This window comes from Sulfitobacter sp., from assembly GCF_039977885.1.
Taxonomy (GTDB): domain Bacteria; phylum Pseudomonadota; class Alphaproteobacteria; order Rhodobacterales; family Rhodobacteraceae; genus Sulfitobacter.
The window spans coordinates 1-25,596 of the sequence record NZ_JBDWCI010000020.1 but is presented as its reverse complement, the minus strand read 5'-3'; the positions used below and the strand labels follow the sequence as shown (position 1 = coordinate 25,596).

Genomic DNA, 25,596 nt, shown 5'->3' with positions numbered 1-25,596 from the left:
CTGTGGCGCGTCTAACGGCTCGGTTCTGGGTCGACGCCTATCTTGCGCGGTTGCGGATGTACGATATTCCGGCGTTTGTTGTCGCGCATGGGGATGACACGGGTGGTGCGGTTCTGGTGAAGCTTTCCACGCTGGACGGGCAGGCGGTACTATTCCAGCGGTCATTTGATTTGATGAGCGGTGATCGCATCTGGGTCGAGCTGTCCAAGGGGGCAGAGCATGACGTGGATGAGGCCGTATCAAAACAGCGCAGCTTTGATCCTGATCTTTGGGTGGTCGAGGTAGAGGACCGCGCCGGTCGGCATCTGCTGGATCAAGAAGGGCTGGCCTGATGGAGTGGCGCGATCAGGGCATATTGCTCGGCACGCGCCGTCATGGGGAAACATCGCTGATCATTGAGGTGTTCACCCCGTCGCACGGGCGTCATGCGGGTGTGGTGCGGGGCGGGACCAGCCGAAAGATTGCCCCGATCCTGCAACCGGGTGCGCAGCTTGATCTCACTTGGCGCGCGCGTTTGGAGGATCACATTGGCGCCTTCACCGTAGAGCCGGTGCGCAGCCGTGCGGTGGCGGCAATGGGGGACCGGTTGGCGCTTGCGGGGCTGAACGCAGTGACAGCACTGATCAGTTTCAGCCTACCAGAGCGCGAGCCCCACGTGCCGCTTTATCACCGCACAGAAAACCTGTTGGATTTGCTGGATGATACCGACCTTTGGCCGTTGGCATATCTGCGTTGGGAGCTGAGCCTGCTCGAGGAATTGGGTTATGAGCTTGAACTGGGTAGCTGCGCTGTGACGGGGGCGGTCGACGATCTGGCCTATGTCTCGCCCAAGTCGGGGCGGGCGGTATCGCGCGTGGGGGCCGGTGAATGGGCAGAGCGGCTGTTGCCACTGCCTGACGTTCTGCGCGGGCTGGGCGATGGGGCGGATGCCGAAATTGCGCAAGGGCTCATTACGACGGGATATTTTCTGTCGTCCCATCTGGCGGCGGATTTGGGAGACAAGCCCCTGCCTGTGGCACGTGCGCGATTTGTGGACGCGTTCAGTCGTCGGCTGTGAACACCATTCTGAGCCCGTCTGGACCAGTAAGGGTCAATGTGGTGCCGTCCACAGAGGCGAGGTTCACGGTTTGTAGTGCTTCAAAGAACAACGATTCTGCAGCGAGTTCGGGGCATGCGCGGCGGGTACTGCCAATGGGACCTGCATTAAAGTCGGGATAGCTTCCGTTGATTGCGCCGAAATAGTGGTTGCATGGGCCTTCTCCGTTTATCTCTTGCGCTGTCGGGAAGGTCAGAGTTGCGGGGGCCGCAAAAGGCTTATTGTTGAGCTGTTGCAAGGTCCATATGCGATCAGGCCCGCCATAGTTCACTGGGTCCTCACCGCGACAGCCGGCGAAGGCCACGCCAACAGCAATCAGAAGCGCCAGCTTCACGCCAGCGCCACCACAGTGTCTACAAGCGCATCAAACGCCGCGTGAGAAGGGGTGTCGGCGCTGATCTGGGGTAGCCCGACTAGGGTGGCGAGGATGGCTTCGCCAAATGCAGGATTTCGCAGGTCGAACTGCTTAAGAAGGTGGTTTAGGAAGGTCAGCCGTTCGGCATCGACCTCGTTCAGACTGGCCGCGACGATGCTATCATTTTGGGCCCAGACGCGCAGCGCGGTCTCGGTCGGGTTATCAAGGATGCTGTGACCAAAGCTGCGCAAACGGATGTCGGGCGGGTTGTTGTCGGTGAGCCGTGTCATCACGTCGGATAGGGCTTGGCTGTGCCATTGGCGCACAAGGGCGGCGTGATAGGTGGGTACATCTTTGAAATGCCAGTAGAACGAGCCTTTGGTGGTGCCCAGAGCACGTGCCATCGGCTCGGCGGCAAGAGCGGACGGGCCGTGGGCGGTCAGCGCGGCAAAACCTGCGTCTATCCACTTCTCCGGCGAAAGGCGTGTGCTGTTCATAGCTCAAAAGGTATGGTGCCGGTAGGCGCGCTGCAAGGGCGCGCCCGATTGAGGTCGGCGAAGTTTAGCGCATAGAGGGATATTCTCATGATACCTTCGGGAGTCATCCCAGCAGGCGTCGGGCAATGACCTGAGCCTGAATTTCCGCTGCTCCCTCAAAGATATTGAGGATACGTGCGTCACACAGCACGCGGCTTATCTTATATTCCAGCGCGAATCCGTTGCCGCCGTGGATCTGCAGACCGTTATCTGCCGCACTCCATGCCACACGTGCACCCAACAGTTTCGCCATGCCGGCCTCAACGTCACACCGGCGGCCGCCATCCTTTTGCGAGGCCGAGAAATAGGTGAGCTGACGCGCGATCATGATCTCAACAGCCATCATGGCCAGTTTGCTGGACACGCGCGGGAAGTTAATCAGCGATTTACCGAATTGTTTGCGATCAATTGCGTATTGCATGGAGATGTCCAGTGCGGACTGCGCCACGCCAATCGCACGGGCAGCGGTCTGGATGCGGGCGCTCTCAAAAGTCTCCATGAGTTGTTTGAAGCCCTTGCCTTCCTCGCCGCCAAGCAGGTTCTCACCCTTTACCTTGAAGCCGTCAAAGGCCAGTTCGTATTCTTTCATGCCGCGGTAACCCAGCACCTCGATCTCGCCACCAGACATGCCGTCGGTGGGGAAGGGGTTGGCGTCATCACCGGGGGTTTTCTCGGCGAGGAACATCGACAGGCCTTTGTAGTTGTCTGTCGCGGAATCCGTGCGCGCCAATAGCGTCATGACATGGGTGCGCGCCGCGTGGGTGATCCATGTCTTATTGCCGGTGACGGAATAATCGCCATCATCGCCTTTTACGGCGCGGGTGCGCAATGAGCCCAAGTCCGAACCGGTGTTCGGTTCGGTAAATACCGCAGTGGGCAGTGTCTCGGCCGAGGCGATGCGGGGCAGCCATTTTTCTTTCTGCGAGTCCGTGCCGCCTGCGATGATCAGCTCTGCGGCGATCTCGGACCGTGTACCGAGGGACCCTACGCCGATATAGCCGCGTGAGAGCTCTTCGGAGACAACGCACATGGAAGCTTTGGACAGGCCGAGCCCGCCGAACTCTTCGGGGATTGTCAGGCCGAAAACGCCCATTTCAGCCAGCTCGTTGATGATCTCAATCGGGATCAGTTCGTCGTTGAGATGCCACTCATGGGCGAAGGGTTCGACCTTCTCGACCGCATAGCGACGGAACTGGTCGCGGATCATTTCAAGCTCGTCGTCGAGGCCTGTAACGCCAACAGTGACATTGGCGGAATGTTCCTGCATCAGCTCCATAAGGCGGGTGCGGGCGGCCTGTGTGTTGCCGGCTTGGGTTAATTTCTGGATGGCGGGATCCATCAGTGCGCGCTGGTCATCCTGGCTCAGTCCGAGATCTTGCAGGCGGATGATTTCACCTTGATTCATCTGGATGCCGCCGTAAATCTGCCAGAGGTATTCACCAAAGGCGATCTGATGGATCAGTGCTTCGGTTTGGCTAAACTTGCCTTGGCTATGGAGCCTTTCGGCCCATGATTGCATCTGGCGTAACGATTGAGCGTAGGTCGCCAACCATGCCAGCCCATGTGCGGCCGTCTGGTTCTGTTCGACCAACGCGTTCGAGATGCGCCCATCTTGACTGGTTAATGCACGGACTGCTTCAGTCGCACGCGCAAGGGTTTGTTCGACTGGTGGGATCGCACGCGCGGTCAGTGTCAGAAGGTCCTCAAGGAGGATTGGCGTGTCTAGTTTGAGCTGTCCATCGTGTGCCATCAGTAGCTTCCTTATCCGGTTGGATGCTACATACACCACTTTGCAACCGAAGCGCAATAAAGATACGTTTTGATGCCTATATTTGATCTAAAATTTCCCATCCGATTTGCCTCGCGCTCAGATTTGATTTTGCTATGTAGGGCGCATGGATACATTTTTCCCCCTTTTGTCGCCTGCTGAATTGGCATTGGCTATCGGTGTCGCTCTTGTTGCAGGCTTTGTAAAAGGTGTGGTTGGCTTCGCGATGCCACTGATATTTATTTCAGGTCTGACCGTTTTTATATCGCCCGAACTGGCACTGGCCGGACTGATCATTCCAACACTGGTGACCAATACGCATCAGGCCCTTCGGCAGGGGGTGCAGCCTGCGATCAAATCGGTTGTCAGCTTTCGTGTGTTTTTATTGGCGGGCGGGCTTGCATTGATTGTTTCGGCGCAGATGGTTCGGGTGTTTCCTGATCATGTGATGATGGCAATTATCGGGGCTCCGGTGACCTTTTTCGCGTTGCTGCAGTTGAGCGGGTATCAGCTGAGCCTGCCGCAACGCAACGTGCCGGTGGAAGTCACTGCCGGCGTGATTGCGGGGTCGCTTGGGGGAGTCTCGGGGATTTGGGGGCCGCCAACGGTAGCCTATCTCACGGCGCTGGGAACGGCCAAGCAGGACCAGATCCGCATTCAAGGTGTGATCTATGGTTTGGGGGCTGTTGCGCTATTAGGGGCGCATGTCAGCTCAGGGGTTCTGCGCGCAGAGACGATCTCTTTTTCTATTGCGATGGTTCCGCCAGCATTTCTGGGAATGTGGGCCGGAATGGCGGTTATGGACCGGATTGACCAAACCGCCTTTCGCCGTGCGACATTGTTTGTTTTGCTGGTCGCAGGTCTCAACCTGCTACGCCGCGCTTGGTTCGGCTGATTAATTCTGGCGCGCGACCGTTAGGCCGGAAACATCTTCGATGAATGTGACGATCCGTGTTTTGACGGTTTCGTCCTTGATGGACGCCAAGGCATTCACGATCTCCATGCCGGTGTCACGGGAGTCCGAATCAGCTGTGTCGCTATTGTGTAGGCCTTCAAAGAAATAGGCAGGGGAGACGTCGAATATTTGTGCGAGTTCAAAGAGGCGGCTTGCAGCAATACGGTTTGAGCCAATTTCGTACTTCTGGATCTGCTGGAAAGAAAGACCTAGACGCGTGGCAACGTCAGTCTGGGAGAACCGGCGCAACGTCCGGATTTGTTTGAGTTTACGACCAACGTGGACGTCGACAGGATGTGCCATATTCATTAACCTCTGGTTGTGCTGCCCGTATCTTCTGGGCAAATTTCCGCTCGTGATCAATTGGGTAGTTTTGGGTCGTTTTCGTAAAAATTTAGTCACTCGTTGGGTGATTTGTGATACTTTGATGGGTGATTAATGTTGCATTAATGATTTTCTTGCATACAAGACGCCCATGAGTGATCAGCTTCGTATACAAAATGACCCCAAAGGACCAGTAGTGCCACCGGCGCTTTTGTACGAAATGATGCGTTCTTTCGAAGCGCTGGCGCGAACGCTGAACCTTAGTCAGGCTGTCGAACAACTATGTAGCACAAGGCAGACAGTCCGCCGTCACATCGCCCAGCTCGAAGAGGCGATGGGCGGGAAGCTGTTCGAGGTGCATCAGCGTCAGTACTGCCTGACAGATTTGGGTGCAAGGGCACTAAAGCCTTCGCGGTTGTTGTTGGATCAGGGACGGGTTTGGTATCGAGGTGATTTTCAGCATGTCAGGGGGCTATTAAGATTTTCTTATGAAGCGCCTTCCGGCTCGGCCTACCATCAGCAGCAACAGCAAATCAGTGTTATCTGGTCGGGGGAGTCAGAGCTTTTACGGGCTGCCTTGAAAGCCTGGACTGCTTCGGAGGGGAAAATCGAAAGCCCCAATTTGGCGAAGGTACGACCTTATATTTTGGTCTTTCGCGAAAATTCAGATGGATGGGTATGTGTCGAGGTCGGAGAAAAATCTTTTTACTCCAACTGGTTTGGCTGGGCTGAAGCGCGCAGCAGTGTTGGCCGAAATTTGCAGGATCTTCCAGGGGGGGAAGATTTTGCCAGCCTGACAGTTGAACCGTTCATTGACGTCAGCTTGGGGCACGGTGTGAGGCTGGATCAAGTGGTTGCCAAAATGCAATTCGGGAAGGATGAAGCGTTTCAGTACATTGCGTTTGATCGTCTTCTGCTTGGGGTGCATTTGCCCGATGGGACGCCGGCGATTATTTCAGTCGTGGATCGCGCACGGACAATGGGGATCTCGGATTTGGATGGTAGCGTTCTGGACGGTATGCCTGCGAAAGCGAGTGTTGATTTCGTGCCGTGATGTTTGTTTCGGGGGCTTTCCCCTCGGTGTCGCGCTTCGATCTGTAACGCAAAAGGCCGCGGCAGGGTATGCCGCGGCCTTTTGTTTTGATTGTCTGGAACGTTTAGCGGATCGCAGCGGCTTTCACTTCGTCATCGATGTGCGGCATGTATTGTTCAAAGTTTTCGGCAAACATTGCCACCAGCTTGGCGACTTGGCGGTCGTAAGCTTCAGCATCATCCCATGTGCGTCGAGGGTCCAGGAGGATGTCAGCCACGCCTTCGACAGAAACGGGGACTTCAAAGCCAAAGTTTTCGTCGACGCGGAATTTACCTGCCGTGAGAGAGCCATCCAGCGCGGCGGTAAGTAGGGCGCGTGTGGCGCGGATGGGCATGCGCGAACCAGTGCCATAAGCACCACCTGTCCAGCCCGTATTCACCAACCAGCATGTTGCCCCATGTTGCGCAATCTTTTCGCGCAGCAGGTTGCCGTAGACTTCGGGGCGGCGTGGCATGAACGGCGCGCCGAAGCAGGTCGAGAAAGTTGGCTCGGGCTCGGTCACGCCGCGTTCTGTGCCGGCGACCTTTGAGGTGAAGCCGGACAGGAAGTGATACATCGCCTGAGCAGGTGTCAGCCGTGCGATGGGAGGCAGAGTGCCGAAGGCATCGCAGGTCAGCATGATGATGTTCTTGGGGTGGCCGCCCATGGCCTTTTTGCTTGCATTGGAAATGTAGTGCAGCGGGTAGGCGCAGCGCATGTTGGCCGTCAGGCTGTCATCTTCGAAATCGAGGTCTTTTGTCTCGTCATCAAAGGTCATGTTTTCGATGACGGTACCGAATTTTTCGGTCGTGGCGTAAATTTCCGGCTCTGCCTCGGCGCTTAGGCTGATTGTCTTGGCATAACAGCCCCCTTCGAAGTTGAAGGTGCCTGTATCGGACCAGCCGTGTTCATCATCGCCGATGAGGGTTCTCTCTGGATCGGCGGAAAGGGTCGTCTTGCCGGTACCGGACAAGCCAAAGAAGATTGCTGTATCAACGGGATTGCCGACTGCGTGGTTGGCTGAGCAATGCATTGGCATTACGCCCTTTTCCGGCAGCAAATAGTTGAGCAGGGAAAAGACCGATTTCTTGTTTTCGCCGGCATATTCGGTGCCGCCGATCAGGATCAGCTTGCGATCGAAATTCATCGCGATCACGGTTTCGGAGCGGCAATCGTGTTTGGCTGGATCCGCTGAAAAGCTGGGGCAGTTCAGCACAGTGAAATCGGCAAGGTAGTCGTCCAGCTGATCGCGGTCGGGTCGGCGCATCATGTGACGGATGAACAGGTTGTGCCATGCGAGTTCGGTCACAAACCGGACATTGATGGCGTGTTTCGGATCCGCGCCGCCAATAAGGTCTTGAACGAAATAATCGCGCCCTTCCATGTGCTTGAGCATATCGTTGTAAAGCGCGTCAAAGCCGCTTTCGGACATTTTGGCGTTGTTTTCCCACCAGATGGTGTCATTTACGCTGTCGCTGGTGACGACGTGTTTGTCTTTCGGGGATCGACCTGTGAATTTACCGGTGGTGACAAGAAACGCGCCACCTTTACCCAAGGTGCCTTCGTCGCGCTTGAGCGCGGTCTCGATCAGCGCGGGTTCCATCAGGTTATAATAGACATTACGGAGCCCTTTGATCCCTTGATCTTCGAGGCTGAAGTTCGGGTTTACCCGTCCGGTTTGCATGTAATGTCTCCTTTGGACGCGGTGCTTGTTTGCACCGCAAATTTAGCGAATGCCCGGAGGTCAAAAACGACACGGGCAAGGGGGAATGAGGCCTCTTAACACGATGATTTACTGATTGAACAGGCGCGTTTGGACCGTTAGCGCCACCACTTTTGCAATTGTGATGGATGCTTTGAAAACGGAGCTTCTTGGCGGGATTTGAACCGTTTTTGCGGACCGTTATCCGGTTGAAATCACCGTGAGGTGAGGCAATTTAGCCATTCCTAAATAAATTATGGCTGAAATACGGCCCTAGAGCCCTCTGATTCGCACTTTGGGATTGATTCGATCAGAAAAGGAGTGATCAATGCATGAAAAAACAAGAATAAATTGAGCAGTATAAGGAAGCAGGCAATGTCAAAAATTGCATTGGTGGATGACGACAGGAATATCCTGACGTCCGTTTCGATGACTCTCGAAGCTGAAGGTTTCGAGGTGGAGACATACAACGACGGTCAGGCCGCGTTGGACGCATTTAATAAACGTATGCCGGATATGGCGGTCTTGGATATCAAGATGCCGCGCATGGACGGGATGGATCTGTTGCAGCGTTTGCGTCAGAAAACCGCGATGCCGGTGATCTTTCTGACGTCCAAAGACGATGAGATCGACGAGGTTCTCGGCTTGCGTATGGGGGCTGACGACTATGTCAAAAAGCCGTTTTCGCAGCGTTTGTTGGTAGAGCGTATTCGCGCCCTCTTGCGCCGTCAGGATGCGGTGGCAACCGAAGAGGTTGGCGAAACAGAAGAGACCAAAGTAATGGAGCGCGGTGATTTGCGTATGGATCCATTGCGTCATGCGGTAGCCTGGAAGGGCAAGGACGTGTCACTGACCGTGACTGAATTCTTGTTGTTGCAAGCGTTGGCCCAGCGGCCCGGTTTCGTAAAGTCGCGCGATCAGCTGATGGATGTCGCCTATGACGATCAGGTGTATGTGGATGACCGCACAATCGACAGCCACATCAAGCGTCTGCGCAAAAAGATGCGGAGTGCAGATGATGAGTTCTCAGCGATTGAGACACTTTACGGCATCGGTTACAGATACAACGAAGAGTAAGCCGCCGCTTTGGCGATTATTGAAAGGAACTTCGTGCGCGATTTAAGCCCCGCAAAAAGCGATGGTGATGTTGTTCTGGGTGATGACTGGGTCTCACCCGATAACGCTGCGCCGAATGAGCTGAGGGCGCGCCGCGAGCGGCGCGGCCTGTTCTCGCTCAGGGCGTCGCCGCTGACGCGCAAGATTATCACCTTCAACCTGATTGCGTTGAATGTGCTGGTTGCGGGGATTTTGTACCTGAATTCCTCACGCGAAAGCCTTGCAGTTCAACGGGCAGCTTCGCTTGTCTCGGAGGCCGAGCTGATCGCCGATGTGATCGAGGTGCAGCTGCCTGAAAGCGGCGCGGTTGGTCTGACGGCGGATGCTGGTGTCGATATCGAGCAGACGCTTGCGGGGCTTGATTTGCGCAGTGGCATTCATGTTTTTGTCTTTGGAACCGACGGTGTGCTGATCTCCCAGCTGGAAGGCGCTGCTGATGCGCAGACCCGCGGTCTGACGCAAGGTTCAGAGAATAAGACAATTTTGACGGATGGCTTGAACTGGCTGTGGAATGCGGTGTCCTTACCGTTTCGGACAGACACAAAGCCGATGACCATCGAAGAACGGCTGAAGCCGGTGATCGCTGCGGCGCTGACGGATGGGGCACAGATCCGTGAAGAACAAGATGATGCCGGGTCAACGCTATTGGCGATCGCTACACCGATTCAAGCCGGTGGTTCGGCCGTTGGCGCTGTGGCTATTGCGAGTGCAAGCGGCGAGATTGATCGCCTTGTGCGCGGTGAGCGTGAGCGGGTCTTGCAGATGTTCATCATTGCCACGCTTGTCTCTATCGGTCTGAGCCTTGTTCTTGCTTCGACAATTGCCAATCCTTTGTCTGACCTTGCAGCTGCTGCTGAATTGGGGCGTGACAAGGATGCGCGGAAAATGAACCCGGGCCGGATTCGCATTCCCGATCTTACCGCGCGGCCTGATGAAATCGGCCGCCTGTCCGGCGCGTTGCGGGGGATGATTTCCGCGCTCTACAACCGGATTGAAGGCAATGAACAGTTCGCTGCGGACGTGGCACATGAGATCAAGAACCCGCTTGCGTCCCTGCGTTCTGCTGTGGGTACGTTGCGTTTGATCAAACGCGAAGACCAGCGCGAAAAGCTGCTGGATGTGATTGATCATGACGTGCGCCGTCTGGACCGTTTGGTCAGCGATATTTCCAACGCCTCCCGGCTTGATAGTGAGTTGGTCAAGGAAGAAGAAGAGCCGTTTGATTTGATGACGATGCTAGGCAACCTTGGTCAGTATCTGGGCGAGGACGCCAAAGGCCGTGGCATAGACTTTATCGTTGATCTGCCAAAGGACCCGATCATCGTTCAAGGTTTGGAAGCGCGGTTGGCGCAGGTGTTTGTTAACCTGATAACCAATGGTATTTCGTTCTGCGAAGACGGCGACGCGATCCGCATCTGGGCGCGCAAACGCGAAAATCGGGTGTTGGTCGTTGTCGAAGACACCGGACCGGGCATCCCGGATCAGGCGCTGTCTAAGATCTTCAAGCGCTTCTACTCCGAACGCCCGCAGGAACATTTCGGCAATAATTCCGGCCTTGGTTTGGCGATTTCCAAGCAGATCGTCGAGGCGCATGGTGGCGTGATCTGGGCTGAGAACATCCGCCCCACAGATGCGGATATTACATCTGATCCATTGGGTGCGCGTTTTGTCGTAGGCTTGCCGATTTAATTTTATGGGCGATAGAACATGCACCCTCCATGCAACTTGTATTGCCGTGGAGGGGAGGGGTGTCTTGATCATCGGCCCGTCGGGCAGCGGTAAATCGGCGCTTGCATTGCAATTGATGGCGATGGGCGGGCAGTTGGTAGCGGATGACCGGACGTCTGTGCGCGTCGATGAGGGCACATTATATGCCTCAGCGCCTTCAACTATCGCGGGTTTGATTGAAGCGCGCGGCGTTGGTATTCTGAGGGTGTCTTATCTGGCGCAAGCTCGGGTATCTCTGATTGTAGATCTGGAGCAGATTGAAACCACGCGGTTGCCACCGGCCCGCATAGCCTGTGTGCTGGACATCAAGGTGCCTTGCCTGCACAAGGTTGACGCACCCTATTTCGCTGCGGCAATCCGCGCTTATATGTTGTGTAACCAAAACGAGATATCATGAACGCAGTTGACCCGACCCATCGAAGAGTTGTTCTTGTGACCGGCCCGTCAGGGGCGGGGCGGTCTTCTGCGCTGAATGTGCTCGAGGACGCAGGGTATGAGGTGATCGATAATCTGCCGATGCGTTTGATGCCGATGCTGTTTAGCGAGACAGAACAGACCCGGCCGCTTGCCTTGGGTATTGATGCGCGTAACCGTGATTTTTCGACCAACGCGGTGATTGATCTTTTGGGGCAATTGGCGACCCGTCCGGGTGTGGCGGCCGAACTGTTGTTTCTCGACTGTAGTACCGAAGTGCTTTTGCGGCGCTTTTCCGAGACGCGCCGCCGTCATCCGATGGCACCCGCCGACCGCCCTGCCGATGGTATTCAGGCCGAGCAGGACCTGTTAGGGCCGTTGTTGGCACGTGCTGATGTATTGATTGATACCTCTGATCTGAACGTGCACGAGCTGCGCGCGGAGGTCGAGCATTGGTTCGCGCCGGGTGGCAAGCGGCATTTGTCTGTCACGGTCCAGTCTTTCTCATACAAGCGCGGCCTGCCTAGGTCGGTGGATATGGTTTATGACTGCCGGTTTTTGAAAAATCCCTATTGGGAGCCGAGCCTGCGCGCGTTGAACGGTACGGACGCCGCCGTGGCAACCCATGTGGCCACAGATCCGCGTTATGATGCCTTTGCGGATAAGGTGCTTGATCTAAGCCTGCTGATCTTGCCTGCGTGTCAGGAAGAAGGCAAAAGCCATTTCTCCATCGCGTTTGGGTGTACGGGGGGACAGCATCGCTCTGTCACTCTGGCTGAAAGTCACGCATTGCGCCTTGCGCAGGAGGGGTGGCAAGTGTCAATTAGGCACAGAGAACTTAACGCCCGGCTACGTAAAGGAGCGCAGCAGACGTGATCGGTATTGTGATCGTTGCACATGGTGGATTGGCGCGAGAATATCTTGCGGCAATTGAGCATGTTGTCGGGTCGCAAAACGGTGTGCGTGCGATTGAAATCCGCGCAGATCATGACCGCAGTGCCAAGCAGAACGAAATTTGTCAGGCAGCCGACGCTGTAGATAAAGGGGATGGCGTTGTTGTGGTTACGGACCTTTTCGGCGGGTCGCCCTCGAACCTTAGCCTGATGGCCTGCCAGCCTGCAGGGCGACGGATCATCTATGGGGCGAATTTGCCGATGCTGATCAAGCTGGCCAAAAGCAGGGGCAAATCGGTGCCTGATGCCGTACGTGCGGCTTTGGAAGCGGGCAAGAAATACATTGACGCGCAAAACGTCAGTTCTGAATAACAAGGCACTTCCATGACCAAAATTACCCTCGAAATTGTGAATGAAAAAGGCCTGCATGCACGCGCGTCGGCGAAGTTGGTTGAGGTCGTAGAGGGATTTGATGCCACTGCCGAAGTCTGCAAGGATGGCATGAATGCCTCTGCAGACAGTATTATGGGGCTTTTGATGTTGGCAGCGGCCAAGGGAAGCTTTATTGAGATCGAAACAAACGGCCCGGATGCAGAAGCGTTAGCAAATGCGTTGACAGCACTGGTGGCTGACAAATTCGGCGAAGGGATGTAGCGGGGCGATTGCATTGCATAGGCCCGTGGAGGTGTTCAGGTGACCAACAGGATCGAGTCCATAGCATCTCAGGACCCTATTGATGCGGTGACGGATACATTTTCTTTGAAGAAATACGACCGCAGCAGCCTTTCCTATGCGTCGACTTTTGATAGCCCGTGGAAGTCGAGATGCATTTCGCTCATGGAGTTTTTCACGGGTAAGCTCCAAATTCTGCGCATGGTCCGCAAGTTTGAAAAGCGTGGTGCCCCGCAAGGTCAGGCGTTTTGGCGCGCGGCACTTGATACCATGGGCATTGATCTGACCACGCCGCAGTCGCAGCTTGATCTCATTCCCGAAACGGGACCTGTCATCGTCGTTGCAAACCATCCTCACGGCATGGTCGACGGAATGATTTTTGGCGATTTGATCGGCCGTGTGCGACCTGACTACCGTATTCTGACGCGGTCCCTTTTGACCTCTATTGATGAGGTCGCAGGTAGTTTTATGATTCCAGTGCCCTTCCCCCATGATGCTGATGCACAGCGTAAGGGCGTCGAGATGCGGGCGAAAGCGATGAAACACCTCAAGGAGGGCGGCGTTGTGGCGCTGTTTCCATCAGGTGTGGTTGCCGCGTCTGACACATGGTGGGGGCCAGCCGTTGAGGCAGAGTGGAACGTCTTTACCGCCAAGATGATCCGCCGATCCGGCGCAACAGTTGTGCCGGTGAAGTTCCCCGGACAAAACAGCCGAGCCTACCAGATTGCCAATCGCGTTTCACCGATGCTGCGACAGGGTCTTTTGCTGCATGAGGTTGTGCATAGCTGTAACAAGCCTCAGGCACCTATTGTCGGCGCGCCAATCGACCCTGCTGAGATTGCCGCACGCGAGGACGACCCGCGCGCGTTCATGGCTTGGCTGCGTGCCCATACCCTCGCACTGGATGAATAGGCCTGCTGTTTAGCGGGTCGGCACGGGGACTTCTCCGCGGTAGTCATAGAACCCGCGCTGGCTTTTGCGGCCTAGCCATCCGGCCTCGACGTATTTGGTAAGAAGTGGGCAGGGACGGTATTTTGTATCTGCCAACCCGTCATGCAGGACGTTCATAATCGCAAGGCAAGTATCCAGCCCGATAAAATCAGCAAGTTCCAGCGGGCCCATCGGGTGGTTGGCGCCGAGCTTCATAGAGCTGTCGATGGACTCGACGTTGCCGACCCCTTCATAGAGCGTATAGACGGCCTCGTTGATCATGGGCATCAGGATGCGGTTGACGATAAACGCGGGAAAATCCTCGGCTGAGGCGGCTGTTTTGTTCAGCCGGTCGACGACCTGTTTACAGGCTTTGAAGGTCGGCTCGTCCGTGGCGATCCCGCGGATCAGTTCAACCAGCTTCATCACCGGTACAGGGTTCATAAAGTGAAAGCCCATGAATTTTTCGGGCCGGTCGGTGCGGCTGGCCAGCCGTGTGATCGAGATAGAGGAGGTGTTGGACGTCAGGATCGTATGCGGCCCAAGATGTGGCAGCAGATCTTCAAAGATCGCCTGCTTCACGCTCTCACGCTCTGTTGCGGCTTCGATAATCAAATCCGACGGACCCAGATCAGTGAGGGTCGTGGTGGTTTTGATCAGGGCCAGTGCGGCTTCCATTTCGGCTTCGGTAATCTTGTCGCGACTAACCTGTCGGGACATATTTCCGCGCATGGTCTCCATCGCTTTATTCAACGCGTCTGCGCTGATGTCGGTGAGCATGACGTCGTAGCCGGCCAACGACATGACATGTGCAATCCCGTTGCCCATCTGCCCTGCGCCGACGATACCGATTGTCTGGATTTCCATGAGCTGGTCCTTTGCTGTGGTTGCTGCAGCTTACGGTGGACCGGCCTCCTGCTGCAAGGGCAGCGAGCCGCGAAAAACTGACACAAATCTGCTCTTTAAGAGAATCACAACGCTCGGGGGGGATGATGGCTGTGGGTAATTTTTAAAGAGGGTGGGCGTTATGACCTATGATGTACTGGGGCCGAGAGCCATTGATTACTTACCGTGCCATTATGGTACGTCGAAATTGTTGTTTCGGGGGCCAAAACGGCAGCTGGATGAACCCTATGTGGCGTTTGTGGGGGGCACGCTGACATTCGGGAAATTCATCAAACAACCTTTTCCGCTGCGGGTTGAACATTTGACAGGGGTGACATCTGTAAATTTCGGGCAGGTTGGGGCGGGGGTTGATGTGTTCTTGCGTGATCCCGTGGTGCTTGAGGCCGCACAAGGGGCGCGGGTGACTGTCCTTGAGGTGTTAGGGGCGGCGCATATGACGAATCCCCTGTATAAGGTGCACGGTCGTCGCAATGACCGGTTTCTCGGGCCTTCTACCTCATTGAAAATGCTGTATCCGGAAGTGGATTTTGCGGAATTCAGTTTTGTGCAGCATATGTTGGGCCACCTTCACAATGTGGACCTACAGCGCTTTGAGCAGGTGAAAACCCAGCTTCAAAAGGTCTGGCGTCGCCGTATGGCTCGGTTGGTGGGGCGGCTTGGCTCGCGTGTGGTGTTGGTTCAGTTTGGCGCAAAGGCGCAGGCCGGACCGGAAAACGGTTGGACCGCTTCAGCCGGTGTGGAACCTGTTTTTGTAACGCGGGCGATGGTGGAACAGCTGCACGGCAATCTCGCAGCTGTTGTAGAAGTAGAAGTGGCGCAAGAAGGCAACAGCACGGCGGGTCTGGCCTATTGTCAGCACGAGGAGGCTGCGGCCCGCGCGGTTGCTGGCCCTGCGGCCCATCAGGACGCTGCTGACAAACTGCGCCGTGTATTGGATGATTTGATGTAGAATGCAAAAAGCCCGCCAAACACCTGGCGGGCTCCTTGCTTAACCTCGGTTTAAGCGGTGCTTAGAGCTTTTCTGTCAGCGCTGGCACGGCTTCGAACAGGTCGGCAACCAGCCCGAAATCGGCAACCTGAAAGATTGGCGCTTCTTCGTCTTTGTTGATGGCGACGATGATCTTGCTGTCTTTCATGCCCGCAAGGTGCTGGATCGCACCCGAGATGCCGACGGCAACGTACAGGTCTGGAGCAACAACTTTGCCCGTCTGGCCAACTTGCCAGTCGTTTGGAGCATAGCCCGAGTCGACCGCTGCCCGCGATGCGCCGACAGCCGCGCCAAGTTTATCGGCAAGCTTTTCGATCAGGGCAAAGTCTTCTTCGGAGCCAACGCCACGGCCACCGGAGACGACAACACCAGCGGAGGTGAGCTCGGGACGGTCGCTTTCGGCGACTTTGTCTTCGACCCATTCGGACAGGGCAGGATCGGCGGCTGCAGAAACGGTTTCAACAGATGCGGAATCGCCTTCGCCTGCGGCGTCGAACGTGGACGTGCGGAAGGTGATAACCTTCTTCGCGTCGTTTGACTTGACCGTCTGCATGGCGTTGCCCGCGTAGATCGGGCGCTCAAACGTGTCGGTATCAATCACGGCAGTTGCGTCCGAGATGATCATTACGTCCAACAGGCCTGCAACACGCGCCATCACGTTTTTCGCATCCGTGGTGGAGGGCGCGACGATGTGGTCATAATCACCAGCCAGCGAAACGATCAGCGCCGCTGTGGATTCGGCAAGGCGGTGACCCAGTGACGCGTCTTCGGCGATGAGCACTTTTGAAACGCCTGCGATCTTGGAAGCGGCTTCACCGGCAGCTGCGGCAGAACCGCCAGCGGCCAAAACAACCACGTCACCCAGGCTTTGTGCGGCGGTCACAGCTTTTGCTGTCGCATCCATTGCCAGTTCGCCATCGTTTACTTCTGCAAGGAGTAGAACAGCCATTACACAGCCCCCGCTTCTTTGAGTTTCTCTACAAGCTCATCAACCGAGGCGACTTTGATGCCTGCGGCACGTGCTGTCGGCTCTTCGGTTTTGATGATTTCAAGACGGTTGGAGACTTCCACGCCGTAGTCGGCAGGTGTCTTTTCATCCATCGGCTTTTTCTTGGCTTTCATGATGTTGGGCAGCGAAGCATAGCGCGGCTCGTTGAGGCGCAGATCTACTGTCACAACTGTCGGCATGTTGACTTTGATGGTCTGCAGGCCGCCGTCGACTTCGCGTGTTACCACGGCTTTGTCGCCTTCGATCGCTACTTCAGAAGCGAATGTTGCCTGTGACCAACCCATCAACGCGCTGAGCATTTGACCCGTTGCGTTCATGTCGTTGTCGATTGCCTGCTTGCCGCACAGCACAAGGCCGGGCTGCTCTTCATCCACGATCGCTTTGAGGATCTTGGCAACGGTAAGGGGTTCGATGTCATTGTGTACATCATCAGAGGCAACCACGAGGATCGCGCGGTCTGCACCCATCGCCAGCGCGGTGCGCAGGGTTTCCTGGGCTTGCTTCACGCCGATGGAGACAACGACGATTTCGTCGGCCTGACCCGCTTCTTTCAGGCGGATCGCCTGTTCGACGGAAATCTCGTCAAAGGGGTTCATGGACATTTTGACGTTGGCAAGATCGACACCGGAACCGTCCGCTTTTACGCGCACTTTCACGTTATAGTCGATCACGCGTTTCACAGGTACGAGCACCTTCATGAGCGAATATCTCCTTGGTTGCGACTCAAAGCCCGAAGGCAGGTCATGAATTGTATTGTATGTCTAACGAAGCGCGGGAGGGCAAAACAGGATAAAATCGCCGTATGGAGGGCAGGGCACGTCACGTTACGGTTCCGATAGGACGTTTTGGGTCGCAATCGCTTTTCAGCGGTTGGCACCGGGAACCCAGAGAACATCGTCTTTGCCTGCGTTGTTTGCCATGCGTGCGGCAACAAAAAGCCAGTCGCTTAACCGGTTGAGATAGCGCACGGCCGCCTCGTTGATCGGCTGTGTTGTCGCGAGTTCGGTTGCAAGGCGTTCGGCGCGGCGGGCAACGGTACGGCACACGTGCAGTTGGGCTGCCAAAGGCGTGCCGCCGGGCAGGATAAAGCTGCGCAATGGTTCAAGATTGGCGTTCATCGCATCGATTTCAGCCTCGAGGCGGTCAACTTGATTGGGCATCATGCGCAGGGGGGGGTATTCTGCCTTGTCATCGTTTTCCATATCGGGGCGGCATAGGTCAGCACCCAGATCAAACAGATCGTTCTGGATGCGCGATAAGGCTGCGTCGGTCTCATCAGAGGCATGCAGGCGGGCGGTGCCTACAAAACAGTTCAGCTCGTCCGAGGTGCCGTAGGCTTCGACCCGTGGGTCGTGTTTTGCAACCCGTGCACCGTTTCCAAGCGCAGTATCGCCTTTGTCGCCCGTACGGGTATAGATTTTATTCAGAACAACCATTGGACTTACCCTTTGAGAAAGTAGACGTAGATCATAATCAGAACCACTGCGATGAACTGTGCAATGATCCGCCAGCGCATCAGCTTGTTCGAGTTGGCCTTATTAAACGCACCGCCGCTGGCAAAGCCGCCAAGCCCGGCCATCAGGACCAGAACAACCGCAACAATCGCGATAACGATCAGAATGAAAAAAGGGTCTGCCATGCCGGCCTCCATGTGCGCTTTGATGCACGATGTAGCGGACGGGGGCTACTGTACAACCCTTTAGCGGTCCAACACGCGGTCCAGCATCCGTGTCGACAGGATTCGGCGCATGAAACCAGCGAGATATGTCGGGGTCGTGACATAATAGCGCGGACGCGGTTTTTTCGATTCCAGCGCATGGATCAGCTTTTTGACCACGGCCTCGGGGGGCAGTTCGAATTTGTCTGGCCCGTTCTTTTCACCGTAAAGCCGTTGGGCCAGAACGGATTCGTACTCGTCGGCGCGTGCAGCGTTCTCCCAGTCAATCCAGCGCTCGAAGTGGGGGATCGAATTGGTGCGAATTTTTGAAGTGACAGGTCCCGGCTCAATCAGGATAGGGTGCACGCCGGTGCCGCGCATCTCAAGGCGCAGCGTATCCGTCAGGCCCTCAAGGGCGAATTTTGTAGCGTTGTAGGCACCGCGCCAAGGCTGAGCCACCAGACCCAGCACAGATGAGCATTGTACAATGCGTCCGTGTCCTTGGGCGCGCATGGTGGGGATGACGGCGCGGGTCAGCGTGTGCCAACCGAAAAAATTGGCCTCGAAAATTTCGCGCAACGCTTCGGTTGGCAAATCCTCTACCGCGCCGGGGGTGGCGTGCGCGCCGTTGTTGAACACCGCATCCAAGGTACCGCCCGTATGCTCAAGCACATCAGCCAGCGCCCCGATTATGCTGTCGGGGTCGGTGTAATCCAGCACAGGGCTGTCAAAGCCTTCATCGCGAAGGCGTGCACAGTCGAGTTCCTGCCGGCAGGCGGCATAGACGTGCCATCCTCGCGCGCGCAAGCCATGAGCCGCAGCATATCCGATGCCAGAAGAGCAGCCGGTGATCAGAATGGTCGGTGATGTCATGAAAAAAGGCCTCGCACGGTGTACGAGGCCTCAAATGCGTTGTTTCGTTCGGTTTGGCAATTGCCAGCGCGTGGATTAGCCCGATGTGAGCAAGAAATCGGCCATCCAGCCGCTTTCACCGCCGTTTACCGGCTGCATGCGGACCCAGCCATCGCCATTGTCCTGAAGAATGCGGACTTCTTGGCCGCGGGTCAGTTTGCTTACGACACTGTGGTTGGTGGAGGGGCCTCCGCGTACGTTGACGCGGTTGCCCGATACGATGCGGATGTCATTGCTTTGCGATGTGGCCGTTGAATTCAATGTGGTGGTCGAATTCGTGGTCGCAATCAGGCTGGGCAGAATGATCTGCGGTGTTTCTGTACTATCGATAACGCGGGCCGTTGGTTTTTGAGCGGCTTGCTCTGCGGTATTGCCCACTTCGGTGAGGTCCAGCGATACTCTGGTTACATCAGGCGTATGGTCGATCTTTGTGATCGACGCTGTTGTCACGGGCTGTTCTGCTGGTGCTGTGGTGGTCTTTTTTCCGGCAGGCGCATCAGGTGTAGCGGCGGCGAATTTTGCACTGGCAGGTTCAAAATCGGCTCCTCCGCTGAGTTCGTAAAAAGCGAAGCCTAAAAATCCGAACGTTAATAGTATAAAGGTTTTCATAAGTAGTCCCCCAGGTAAGCAGCAGCGGCTCCTTCCCTAGTGTGAGCCATTGGTAAAGTAACTATCAGAATTGCGGAATTATTGCAGGGGAAAAAAATGAAATATCCTCCGTCGCAGCTTTGCAACGATTTTACATCTTGGGGTTGCGCGGGCTGTTTGTGGCGCTTGTAGGCGGCCAGACTCACGGCTAAACAGATCGTATGTCTGATACAACTTCCCCAGTCCCGCCTCGCCACGAGGAAACATCCGAATCTCTGCGCCAAGCGCTGGGAGACCGCTATCTGACCTATGCGCTGAGCACGATTATGCACCGTGCGCTGCCGGATGCCCGTGACGGGCTCAAGCCGGTGCATCGGCGAATCCTCTATGCGATGAATCGTTTGCGTCTGAATTCTACAGGCGGCTTTTTGAAGTCGGCCAAGATCAGCGGTGACACGATGGGTGATTTCCACCCGCATGGCGATGCTGCGATCTATGATGCGATGGCGCGTTTGGCACAGGATTTCAACGTCCGCTATCCGCTGGTGGACGGGCAGGGGAACTTTGGCAACATCGACGGCGATAATCCCGCCGCCAGCCGCTATACTGAGGCGCGCATGACTGCCGTCGCCGAGGCGATGCTGGAAGGCCTGTCTGAGAATGTCGTGGATTTCCGCGATAACTATGACGGCCGTCTAACCGAACCATCTGTGTTGCCCGCACAGTTCCCGAACCTATTGGCCAATGGCTCAAGCGGGATTGCGGTGGGGATGGCGACCAATATCCCGCCCCACAACATCGCCGAGCTTTGTGATGCCTGTATCCATCTGATCAAAACGCCTGATGCGCGGGATGATACGCTGCTGAATTACGTGCCCGGGCCCGACTTCCCCACGGGTGGTGTCATTGTCGAGCCGCCCGAGAATATTGCCACGGCCTACCGTACCGGCAAAGGCGGCTTCCGCCTGCGCTGCCGGTGGGAGGTCGAGGACCTTGGTCGCGGCCAGTGGCAGATCGTCGTCACCGAGATTCCTTATCAGGTGCAAAAATCCAAGCTGATCGAGAAAATCGCGGAAGCGATCCAGACCAAAAAAATTCCGATTCTTGCGGATGTCCGCGACGAGAGCGCCGAAGACGTGCGCATGGTGTTGGAGCCGCGCTCCAAGAACGTCGATCCCGAGGTCCTGATGGGCATGATGTTCCGCGCCTCTGATCTGGAAGTGCGATTCTCGCTCAACATGAACGTGCTGATTGACGGTGTGACGCCCAAGGTCTGCTCGATGAAAGAAGTGCTTCGCGCTTTCCTTGATCACCGCCGCGAAGTGCTGGAGCGCCGGTCGCGCCACCGGATGGAAAAGATTGATCACCGTCTTGAGGTATTGGAGGGCTTTATCGTCGCTTTCCTCAACCTTGACCGCGTGATCGACATCATCCGCTATGACGACCACCCCAAAGAAGCGCTCATGCGTGAGGATTGGGGCAAGGACCACGTCCGCGCGATGGAGGAAAAGGACTATGTCTCGCCGTTGCCGGGGGCGGGTGAGCTGTCCGAGGTGCAGGCCGAAGCGATCCTGAACATGCGTCTGCGCAGCTTGCGCCGCTTGGAAGAATTGGAGCTGTTGCGCGAGCAATCGGAGCTGATGGAAGAGCGCGCAGGTCTTGAGGATTTGCTGGAGCATGAGCACCTGCAATGGGACAGTATCACCGACCAGCTGCGTGAGACGAAAAAGCAATTCGGCAAAGCCTATGATGGCGGCGCGCGGCGCACCACATTTGCCGAAGCCGGCGTCATCGAGGATGTGCCGCTGGAGGCGATGATCGACCGTGAACCGATTACGGTCGTCTGTTCCGAGATGGGTTGGATCAGGGCCATGACAGGCCACATTGATCTGAACCGCGAGCTGAAATTCAAAGACGGTGATGGCCCGCGCTTTACCTTCCACGCGGAAACCACGGACCGTTTGCTGGCCTTTGGCAGCAACGGACGTTTCTATACCGTTTCGGCGGCCAATCTACCGGGTGGTCGCGGCATGGGCGAGCCTTTGCGCCTGATGGTAGACCTCCCCAATGAGGTGCAATTGATTGATCTGTTCATCCACCGCCCCGACGGCAAGCTGCTTGTCGCCTCCAGCGCGGGGGACGGGTTTGTCGTGCCGGAGGTGGATGTCGTTGCGCAAACACGCTCGGGTAAGCAGGTTCTGAACGTGCGCGGTGATGTGGTTGCGCTGATGTGCAAGCAGGTCAGTGGCGACAGCGTGGCTGTGGTGGGCGAAAACCGCAAGGTGCTGGTGTTTGGTCTGGACGAGCTGCCCGAGATGGGCCGTGGCAAGGGCGTGCGGATGCAGAAATACAAGGACGGCGGGTTGTCGGATGCGATCACCTTTACCCGCGCAGAGGGGCTGAGCTGGCATGACCCTGCGGGCCGCACCCGCACGGAAACCGAGTTGGATGAGTGGACCGGTAAGCGCGCGAGTTCTGGCCGTATGGCCCCCCGTGGTTTCCCGCGTGACAACAAGTTTACCTGAGGGCGCAACGCCGCCGCCCCTGCCTTTGCAGGGTCTGGATGTGCTTTTTGAGGGTAAGCGTTCGGCCCTTTTCTGGCTGGCGCTCAAGTCGGGCTTCTGGACGGTGCTCACCCTCGGGTTTTACCGCTTTTGGATGAAGACACGATTGCGCCGTTGGTATTGGTCAGCGATTCGTCCGGGTGGGCATCCATTGGAATATGTGGGGGATCCGCTGGAAAAGCTGCTTGGGTTTTTCATCGCTGTTGTCATTCTGACCTTCTACATCGGCATCGTGAACCTTGCCCTGATGTTTGTAAGCTTTTCAGTCTTTCAAAGCTCTGCCGTAGGATACACCGCCAGCTTTCTCGGGGTCATTCCCGTGTGGTTTTACGCGCAATACCGCGCGCGCCGCTATGTGTTGGGCCGCACGCGTTGGCGGGGAGTCCGATTCGGGTTGGAAAAAGGCGCATGGGGCTATGCGTGGCGTGCGTTGGTGCATTGGCTGATCACGATTGTCAGCGCAGGCTTGCTGTGGCCGCGCATGACCTTCTGGCTGGAAAAGTACAAAACGGACCGCACCTATTTTGGCTCGGCCCGATTGGAGCAGGGTGGTAATTGGTGGATGCTTTACCGTGCCGCGATTCCCTTTGCGCTGGGGCTGGTGCTTTTTGCAGGGCTGACGTTGTGGTTGTTCTGGCTTGATCCGGTCATACCCTATTCGACTGAATGGTTTTCAGGCGATGCTGAAAGGATTGAGGATCAGTTTTGGACTGAGGGAATCGCTGGTAATCTGATGCAAGTGATCCGCTTGCTTTGGCTTATTCCTGCGATGCTTGTCATGGTCTACGGGGCTGTTCATTACCGCTTTGCAAGCAGACGCATATTGGCCAGCCATAAACGCGCTGTGGGCGTGCAGATGCGGTCAAAGCTCAATAGCCTGCGTATATCTGTGATTTATGTTCTGGGCACCACCATCGCCTATCTGCTTTTGTTCGTTGGTATTTTCTCCATCCTCGGATTGGCGCTTAGCCTGTTGGGGGCCGGCACATTTCTGGAGGCGCAGATCGGCGGGGTAGAGCCGTTTGGCGCGCTGCCAAGGTTGATTTCGGTTGCTATCCTTGCGGCGCTTTACCTGTCTGTCTTCCTGTTTTGGAGCGTGCTGCACAATGTGTTTGTGACCTACCCGTTGATGCGCCACATGGCTGTTACGCTGAGCCTGCGTGATGTTGCAGGGCTGGCTGATATCAGCCAACGTGCGCGCGATGAATTTGCCGAGGCCGAAGGCTTTGCCGAAGCACTTGATCTGGGGGCTGCCATATGACCCAGCCGCCGCCGCTTAATCCGCATGAGCATTACTTCGACGGGCAATACAGCGCGTTTTTCGACGGCGATGCGCCGGTGCCGCAACCTGTCACGCTGATGGTAGATATGGCTGCGCGTGTGCTTGAGATCGGATTGCCTGAAAATGCGCTGGGCGGTGTACGTTGGCCGCTTGATGAGATTAGGCAAGTTGAGGATACGGCAGGCGATAGTGGTGTTGTTTTGCGCAGGGTCGGCGATCCGCTGGCGCGGCTGCATCTTGTTGATACGCGTGCATTGAACCACATGCCCTATCTGAAAAGGCGCGCAGCACCGAAAGGGCGGGGCCGGCTTGCGCTTTGGGCGCTTGGGGCTGTTGCTGCGGTGGCGGTGCAGATCGGCGTGCTGATCCCCGCGTTGGCGGACCGGTTGGCCACCTATGTGCCTCCCGCCGGAGAGCGCGCGCTGGGCGAGGCGACATTCGGACAAATCCGGCAAGCATTGGCAGGCTCGGGCCTACCGCCCCTTGCCACTTGTGATGATTCTGCCGGCCTTGCTGCGCTGGAAAAGATGCTGGTGGCGCTGAACGTTGAGCGGGAAGGTGAAGCCGCTGTGAAGGTCTTTGTGCTTGATCATGAAATGGTCAACGCATTTGCCTTGCCGGGCGGTTATGTGGTGTTTTTTCGTGGCATGATTGATGCGGCGCAGAACCCGAATGAAATTGCTGCGGTGATGGCGCATGAGGTGGGGCATGTGGTCAACCGCGACCCGACGCGTCATGCGCTACGCTCGGCTGGATCCATCGGAATACTCGGCCTGCTGTTCGGTGATTTCGCCGGCGGGGCCGCTGTGTTGTTTCTCGCCGAACGTCTGGTCAGCGCCAGCTATTCCCAAGGCGCTGAGGCGGGCGCGGATGAATTCGCCTATACGGTGCTGGAAGATGCTGGCGTGTCCCCCGCAGCCTTGGGCGATATGTTCGAGCGGCTGCGTGCCAAATACGGTGACGCAGAAGGGGTGATTGCACATTTTGTAAGCCACCCCACTTTGGGCAGCCGGATCGAACGTGCGCGTGCAGCAGCCGGTTTTGGCAAGGTGTATAATGATATCCTGTCCGAAGCTGATTGGGCGGACCTCAAAGTGGTGTGCGGTCACTAAGCTGCGCCTGCTATCTCTTTGTGTCTGTTTGGCTGATGTGTAGACTGACCAAAGAATGGGGCAAATGCAGCATGCATTGCGCCGTAAGGGTGGTTGAGGTATCGCAATGCGCGAGATGGGGGAGGGCCGGTAAATGGGTCGAATGATTTCTGGGCGTACGCTATGTGCGATGATGTTGGCTGCTGCTCTTGCCGCGTGTAACGGGGCGTGGGATCTGGAAAAGCCTGCTGTCCCTCTGGGTGATTTCAAACTTGGGCACAATATTGTTGTTGCGCCTAAAGTTCAGAAAGTGCCGCTTAGCCGCGAACTTGATACTGATGTTATGATCAATACGCTCCAAGAAGCGGTCTCGGAGCGGTTTGATCGCTATGATGGCGACAAGCTTTATCATTTTGGAATCTCTATCGAGAGCTATTTTCTAGCGCCTCCGGGTGTGCCGTTGGTCGCGGCGCCAAAGTCGGCGATGATTATCAGAATTACCGTTTGGGATGATGCGCAGAATCGCAAACTTACCCCCAAAGCCAAGCAGATTACGGTCATCGAATCTATTGATCAGGGGCCGATTGTCGGCTCCGGGTTTACCAGCACAGCCGAAGAGCAATTCAAGAATCTCAGCCAGAATGCCGTCAAGCAAATTGAAACATTCCTTGTTGGTAGAAACCGGGAAGAGGGTTGGTTCGAGGGGGAGCCGGCGGCGGACGAGGCCGCCCAAGAAGGCACCGCACAAGAAGCTGGCTAGGACCGAAGTAATGCGCAAAGCAGGAAACTGCGCGCATGGGACAAGACGTGCTTGATTTTACCGCTCAGACCAAATATGCCGCGCGCCATATGCAATAGAGGTCCCAATTGGGCCATCTGAGTTTTGGAAGGGCGCCTACCATGGCAAAGGAAAAGTTTGAACGTACCAAACCACACGTCAACATCGGCACAATTGGCCACGTTGACCACGGTAAAACGACACTGACAGCGGCGATCACGAAGTACTTCGGTGACTTCAAAGCCTATGACCAGATTGAC

Annotated in this window: 29 protein-coding genes; 17 read left to right on the top strand and 12 right to left on the bottom strand. The window is 56.2% G+C overall.

Translation table 11 applies throughout. The features are described from left to right. Window positions 1-2: 2 nt before the first annotated feature. Window positions 3-332 (top strand): DUF1491 family protein, encoded by a 330-nt coding sequence (locus tag ABJM03_RS13660; protein ID WP_348418364.1) that lies wholly within the window; start codon window positions 3-5, stop codon window positions 330-332. Beyond that, on the top strand, window positions 332-1,057 hold the full coding sequence (gene recO / locus ABJM03_RS13655; protein ID WP_348418362.1) for a DNA repair protein RecO: 726 nt from the start codon (window positions 332-334) through the stop codon (window positions 1,055-1,057). Before ABJM03_RS13660 ends, recO begins: the two co-directional genes overlap by 1 nt. Here the strand turns inward: recO and ABJM03_RS13650 are convergent. The 3 genes from ABJM03_RS13650 to ABJM03_RS13640 form a co-directional block, all read right to left on the bottom strand. Next, entirely contained in the window at window positions 1,041-1,430 is a 390-nt protein-coding gene (locus tag ABJM03_RS13650; protein ID WP_348418360.1) for an META domain-containing protein, read from the bottom strand. The genes recO and ABJM03_RS13650 overlap by 17 nt on opposite strands. Continuing rightward, on the bottom strand, window positions 1,427-1,948 hold the full coding sequence (locus ABJM03_RS13645) for a TetR/AcrR family transcriptional regulator (RefSeq protein ID WP_348418358.1): 522 nt from the start codon (window positions 1,946-1,948) through the stop codon (window positions 1,427-1,429). The genes ABJM03_RS13650 and ABJM03_RS13645 overlap by 4 nt, the downstream gene beginning before the upstream one ends. A 103-nt stretch (window positions 1,949-2,051) precedes the next feature. After that, window positions 2,052-3,737 carry an acyl-CoA dehydrogenase family protein gene (locus ABJM03_RS13640; protein WP_348418356.1) on the bottom strand — a complete coding sequence of 562 codons (1,686 nt, stop codon included), beginning with the start codon at window positions 3,735-3,737 and terminating at the stop codon, window positions 2,052-2,054. 145 nt (window positions 3,738-3,882) lie between these two features. On the opposite strand from ABJM03_RS13640, the gene ABJM03_RS13635 reads away from it, so the two are divergent. Beyond that, window positions 3,883-4,650, top strand: a complete 768-nt coding sequence (locus ABJM03_RS13635; protein ID WP_348418354.1) for a sulfite exporter TauE/SafE family protein — start codon at window positions 3,883-3,885, stop codon at window positions 4,648-4,650. On the opposite strand, the gene ABJM03_RS13630 is transcribed toward ABJM03_RS13635, so the two are convergent. Beyond that, a complete protein-coding gene (locus ABJM03_RS13630) occupies window positions 4,651-5,013 on the bottom strand; it encodes a helix-turn-helix transcriptional regulator (RefSeq protein ID WP_348418352.1) in 363 nt (120 codons plus the stop codon). A gap of 172 nt (window positions 5,014-5,185) precedes the next feature. Here ABJM03_RS13630 and ABJM03_RS13625 point away from each other — a divergent pair, with 172 nt between their 5' ends. Continuing rightward, window positions 5,186-6,088 carry a LysR family transcriptional regulator gene (locus tag ABJM03_RS13625; protein ID WP_348418350.1) on the top strand — a complete coding sequence of 301 codons (903 nt, stop codon included), beginning with the start codon at window positions 5,186-5,188 and terminating at the stop codon, window positions 6,086-6,088. 103 nt (window positions 6,089-6,191) lie between these two features. On the opposite strand, the gene ABJM03_RS13620 is transcribed toward ABJM03_RS13625, so the two are convergent. Further along, window positions 6,192-7,790: a phosphoenolpyruvate carboxykinase gene (locus ABJM03_RS13620; protein WP_348418349.1), complete on the bottom strand. Its 1,599-nt coding sequence runs from the start codon at window positions 7,788-7,790 to the stop codon at window positions 6,192-6,194. A 393-nt stretch (window positions 7,791-8,183) separates the two neighbouring features. Here ABJM03_RS13620 and ABJM03_RS13615 point away from each other — a divergent pair, with 393 nt between their 5' ends. Genes ABJM03_RS13615 through ABJM03_RS13585 form a run of 7 tightly spaced genes read left to right on the top strand, consistent with a single transcriptional unit; the run spans window position 8,184 to window position 13,543 of the window. Further along, window positions 8,184-8,885 (top strand): response regulator transcription factor, encoded by a 702-nt coding sequence (locus ABJM03_RS13615; protein ID WP_348418347.1) that lies wholly within the window; start codon window positions 8,184-8,186, stop codon window positions 8,883-8,885. 33 nt (window positions 8,886-8,918) lie between these two features. Further along, window positions 8,919-10,613, top strand: a complete 1,695-nt coding sequence (locus ABJM03_RS13610; protein WP_348418345.1) for a sensor histidine kinase — start codon at window positions 8,919-8,921, stop codon at window positions 10,611-10,613. Between the two features lie 4 nt (window positions 10,614-10,617). Further along, window positions 10,618-11,049 (top strand): HPr kinase/phosphatase C-terminal domain-containing protein, encoded by a 432-nt coding sequence (locus ABJM03_RS13605; RefSeq protein WP_348418343.1) that lies wholly within the window; start codon window positions 10,618-10,620, stop codon window positions 11,047-11,049. After that, window positions 11,046-11,942: an RNase adapter RapZ gene (gene rapZ, locus ABJM03_RS13600; RefSeq protein WP_348418341.1), complete on the top strand. Its 897-nt coding sequence runs from the start codon at window positions 11,046-11,048 to the stop codon at window positions 11,940-11,942. The genes ABJM03_RS13605 and rapZ overlap by 4 nt, the downstream gene beginning before the upstream one ends. Further along, window positions 11,939-12,331, top strand: a complete 393-nt coding sequence (locus ABJM03_RS13595; protein ID WP_348418339.1) for a PTS fructose transporter subunit IIA — start codon at window positions 11,939-11,941, stop codon at window positions 12,329-12,331. Before rapZ ends, ABJM03_RS13595 begins: the two co-directional genes overlap by 4 nt. A 12-nt stretch (window positions 12,332-12,343) precedes the next feature. Then, window positions 12,344-12,613: an HPr family phosphocarrier protein gene (locus ABJM03_RS13590; RefSeq protein ID WP_348418337.1), complete on the top strand. Its 270-nt coding sequence runs from the start codon at window positions 12,344-12,346 to the stop codon at window positions 12,611-12,613. 60 nt (window positions 12,614-12,673) lie between these two features. Next, window positions 12,674-13,543 (top strand): lysophospholipid acyltransferase family protein, encoded by an 870-nt coding sequence (locus ABJM03_RS13585; protein WP_348419133.1) that lies wholly within the window; start codon window positions 12,674-12,676, stop codon window positions 13,541-13,543. 9 nt (window positions 13,544-13,552) lie between these two features. Here the strand turns inward: ABJM03_RS13585 and ABJM03_RS13580 are convergent, their stop codons facing one another. Further along, the gene (locus ABJM03_RS13580) at window positions 13,553-14,428 is read right to left on the bottom strand and encodes a 3-hydroxybutyryl-CoA dehydrogenase (RefSeq protein WP_348418335.1); all 876 of its coding nucleotides are present in this window, start codon (window positions 14,426-14,428) and stop codon (window positions 13,553-13,555) included. 160 nt (window positions 14,429-14,588) lie between these two features. Between ABJM03_RS13580 and ABJM03_RS13575 the strand changes: the two genes are divergently transcribed. Continuing rightward, window positions 14,589-15,416, top strand: coding sequence for a DUF6473 family protein (locus ABJM03_RS13575; RefSeq protein WP_348418333.1), 828 nt, complete (start codon window positions 14,589-14,591; stop codon window positions 15,414-15,416). A gap of 61 nt (window positions 15,417-15,477) precedes the next feature. On the opposite strand, the gene ABJM03_RS13570 is transcribed toward ABJM03_RS13575, so the two are convergent. The 6 genes from ABJM03_RS13570 to ABJM03_RS13545 all read right to left on the bottom strand — a co-directional run bounded on the left by ABJM03_RS13570 (window position 15,478) and on the right by ABJM03_RS13545 (window position 19,642). Beyond that, window positions 15,478-16,404, bottom strand: a complete 927-nt coding sequence (locus ABJM03_RS13570; RefSeq protein ID WP_348418331.1) for an electron transfer flavoprotein subunit alpha/FixB family protein — start codon at window positions 16,402-16,404, stop codon at window positions 15,478-15,480. After that, window positions 16,404-17,162 carry an electron transfer flavoprotein subunit beta/FixA family protein gene (locus tag ABJM03_RS13565; protein ID WP_348418329.1) on the bottom strand — a complete coding sequence of 253 codons (759 nt, stop codon included), beginning with the start codon at window positions 17,160-17,162 and terminating at the stop codon, window positions 16,404-16,406. The genes ABJM03_RS13570 and ABJM03_RS13565 overlap by 1 nt, the downstream gene beginning before the upstream one ends. Before the next feature lie 165 nt (window positions 17,163-17,327). Further along, window positions 17,328-17,900 (bottom strand): cob(I)yrinic acid a,c-diamide adenosyltransferase, encoded by a 573-nt coding sequence (locus ABJM03_RS13560; protein ID WP_348418327.1) that lies wholly within the window; start codon window positions 17,898-17,900, stop codon window positions 17,328-17,330. Window positions 17,901-17,905: 5 nt separating this feature from the next. After that, window positions 17,906-18,103, bottom strand: a complete 198-nt coding sequence (locus tag ABJM03_RS13555; RefSeq protein ID WP_348418325.1) for a twin transmembrane helix small protein — start codon at window positions 18,101-18,103, stop codon at window positions 17,906-17,908. 60 nt (window positions 18,104-18,163) lie between these two features. Continuing rightward, window positions 18,164-18,994: an SDR family NAD(P)-dependent oxidoreductase gene (locus ABJM03_RS13550; protein ID WP_348418324.1), complete on the bottom strand. Its 831-nt coding sequence runs from the start codon at window positions 18,992-18,994 to the stop codon at window positions 18,164-18,166. A 75-nt stretch (window positions 18,995-19,069) separates the two neighbouring features. Continuing rightward, window positions 19,070-19,642 carry an SH3 domain-containing protein gene (locus ABJM03_RS13545; protein ID WP_348418322.1) on the bottom strand — a complete coding sequence of 191 codons (573 nt, stop codon included), beginning with the start codon at window positions 19,640-19,642 and terminating at the stop codon, window positions 19,070-19,072. A 200-nt stretch (window positions 19,643-19,842) separates the two neighbouring features. Between ABJM03_RS13545 and parC the strand changes: the two genes are divergently transcribed. The 5 genes from parC to ABJM03_RS13520 all read left to right on the top strand — a co-directional run. Then, entirely contained in the window at window positions 19,843-22,146 is a 2,304-nt protein-coding gene (gene parC, locus ABJM03_RS13540) for a DNA topoisomerase IV subunit A (RefSeq protein WP_348418320.1), read from the top strand. After that, entirely contained in the window at window positions 22,127-23,446 is a 1,320-nt protein-coding gene (locus ABJM03_RS13535; protein WP_348418318.1) for a DUF898 family protein, read from the top strand. Before parC ends, ABJM03_RS13535 begins: the two co-directional genes overlap by 20 nt. Further along, window positions 23,443-24,579, top strand: a complete 1,137-nt coding sequence (locus ABJM03_RS13530; protein WP_348418317.1) for a M48 family metallopeptidase — start codon at window positions 23,443-23,445, stop codon at window positions 24,577-24,579. The genes ABJM03_RS13535 and ABJM03_RS13530 overlap by 4 nt, the downstream gene beginning before the upstream one ends. Before the next feature lie 133 nt (window positions 24,580-24,712). Further along, window positions 24,713-25,318 carry a hypothetical protein gene (locus ABJM03_RS13525; protein ID WP_348418315.1) on the top strand — a complete coding sequence of 202 codons (606 nt, stop codon included), beginning with the start codon at window positions 24,713-24,715 and terminating at the stop codon, window positions 25,316-25,318. Between the two features lie 140 nt (window positions 25,319-25,458). Next, the coding region (locus ABJM03_RS13520; RefSeq protein ID WP_348414884.1) for a GTP-binding protein at window positions 25,459-25,596 on the top strand (138 nt) is incomplete at its 3' end.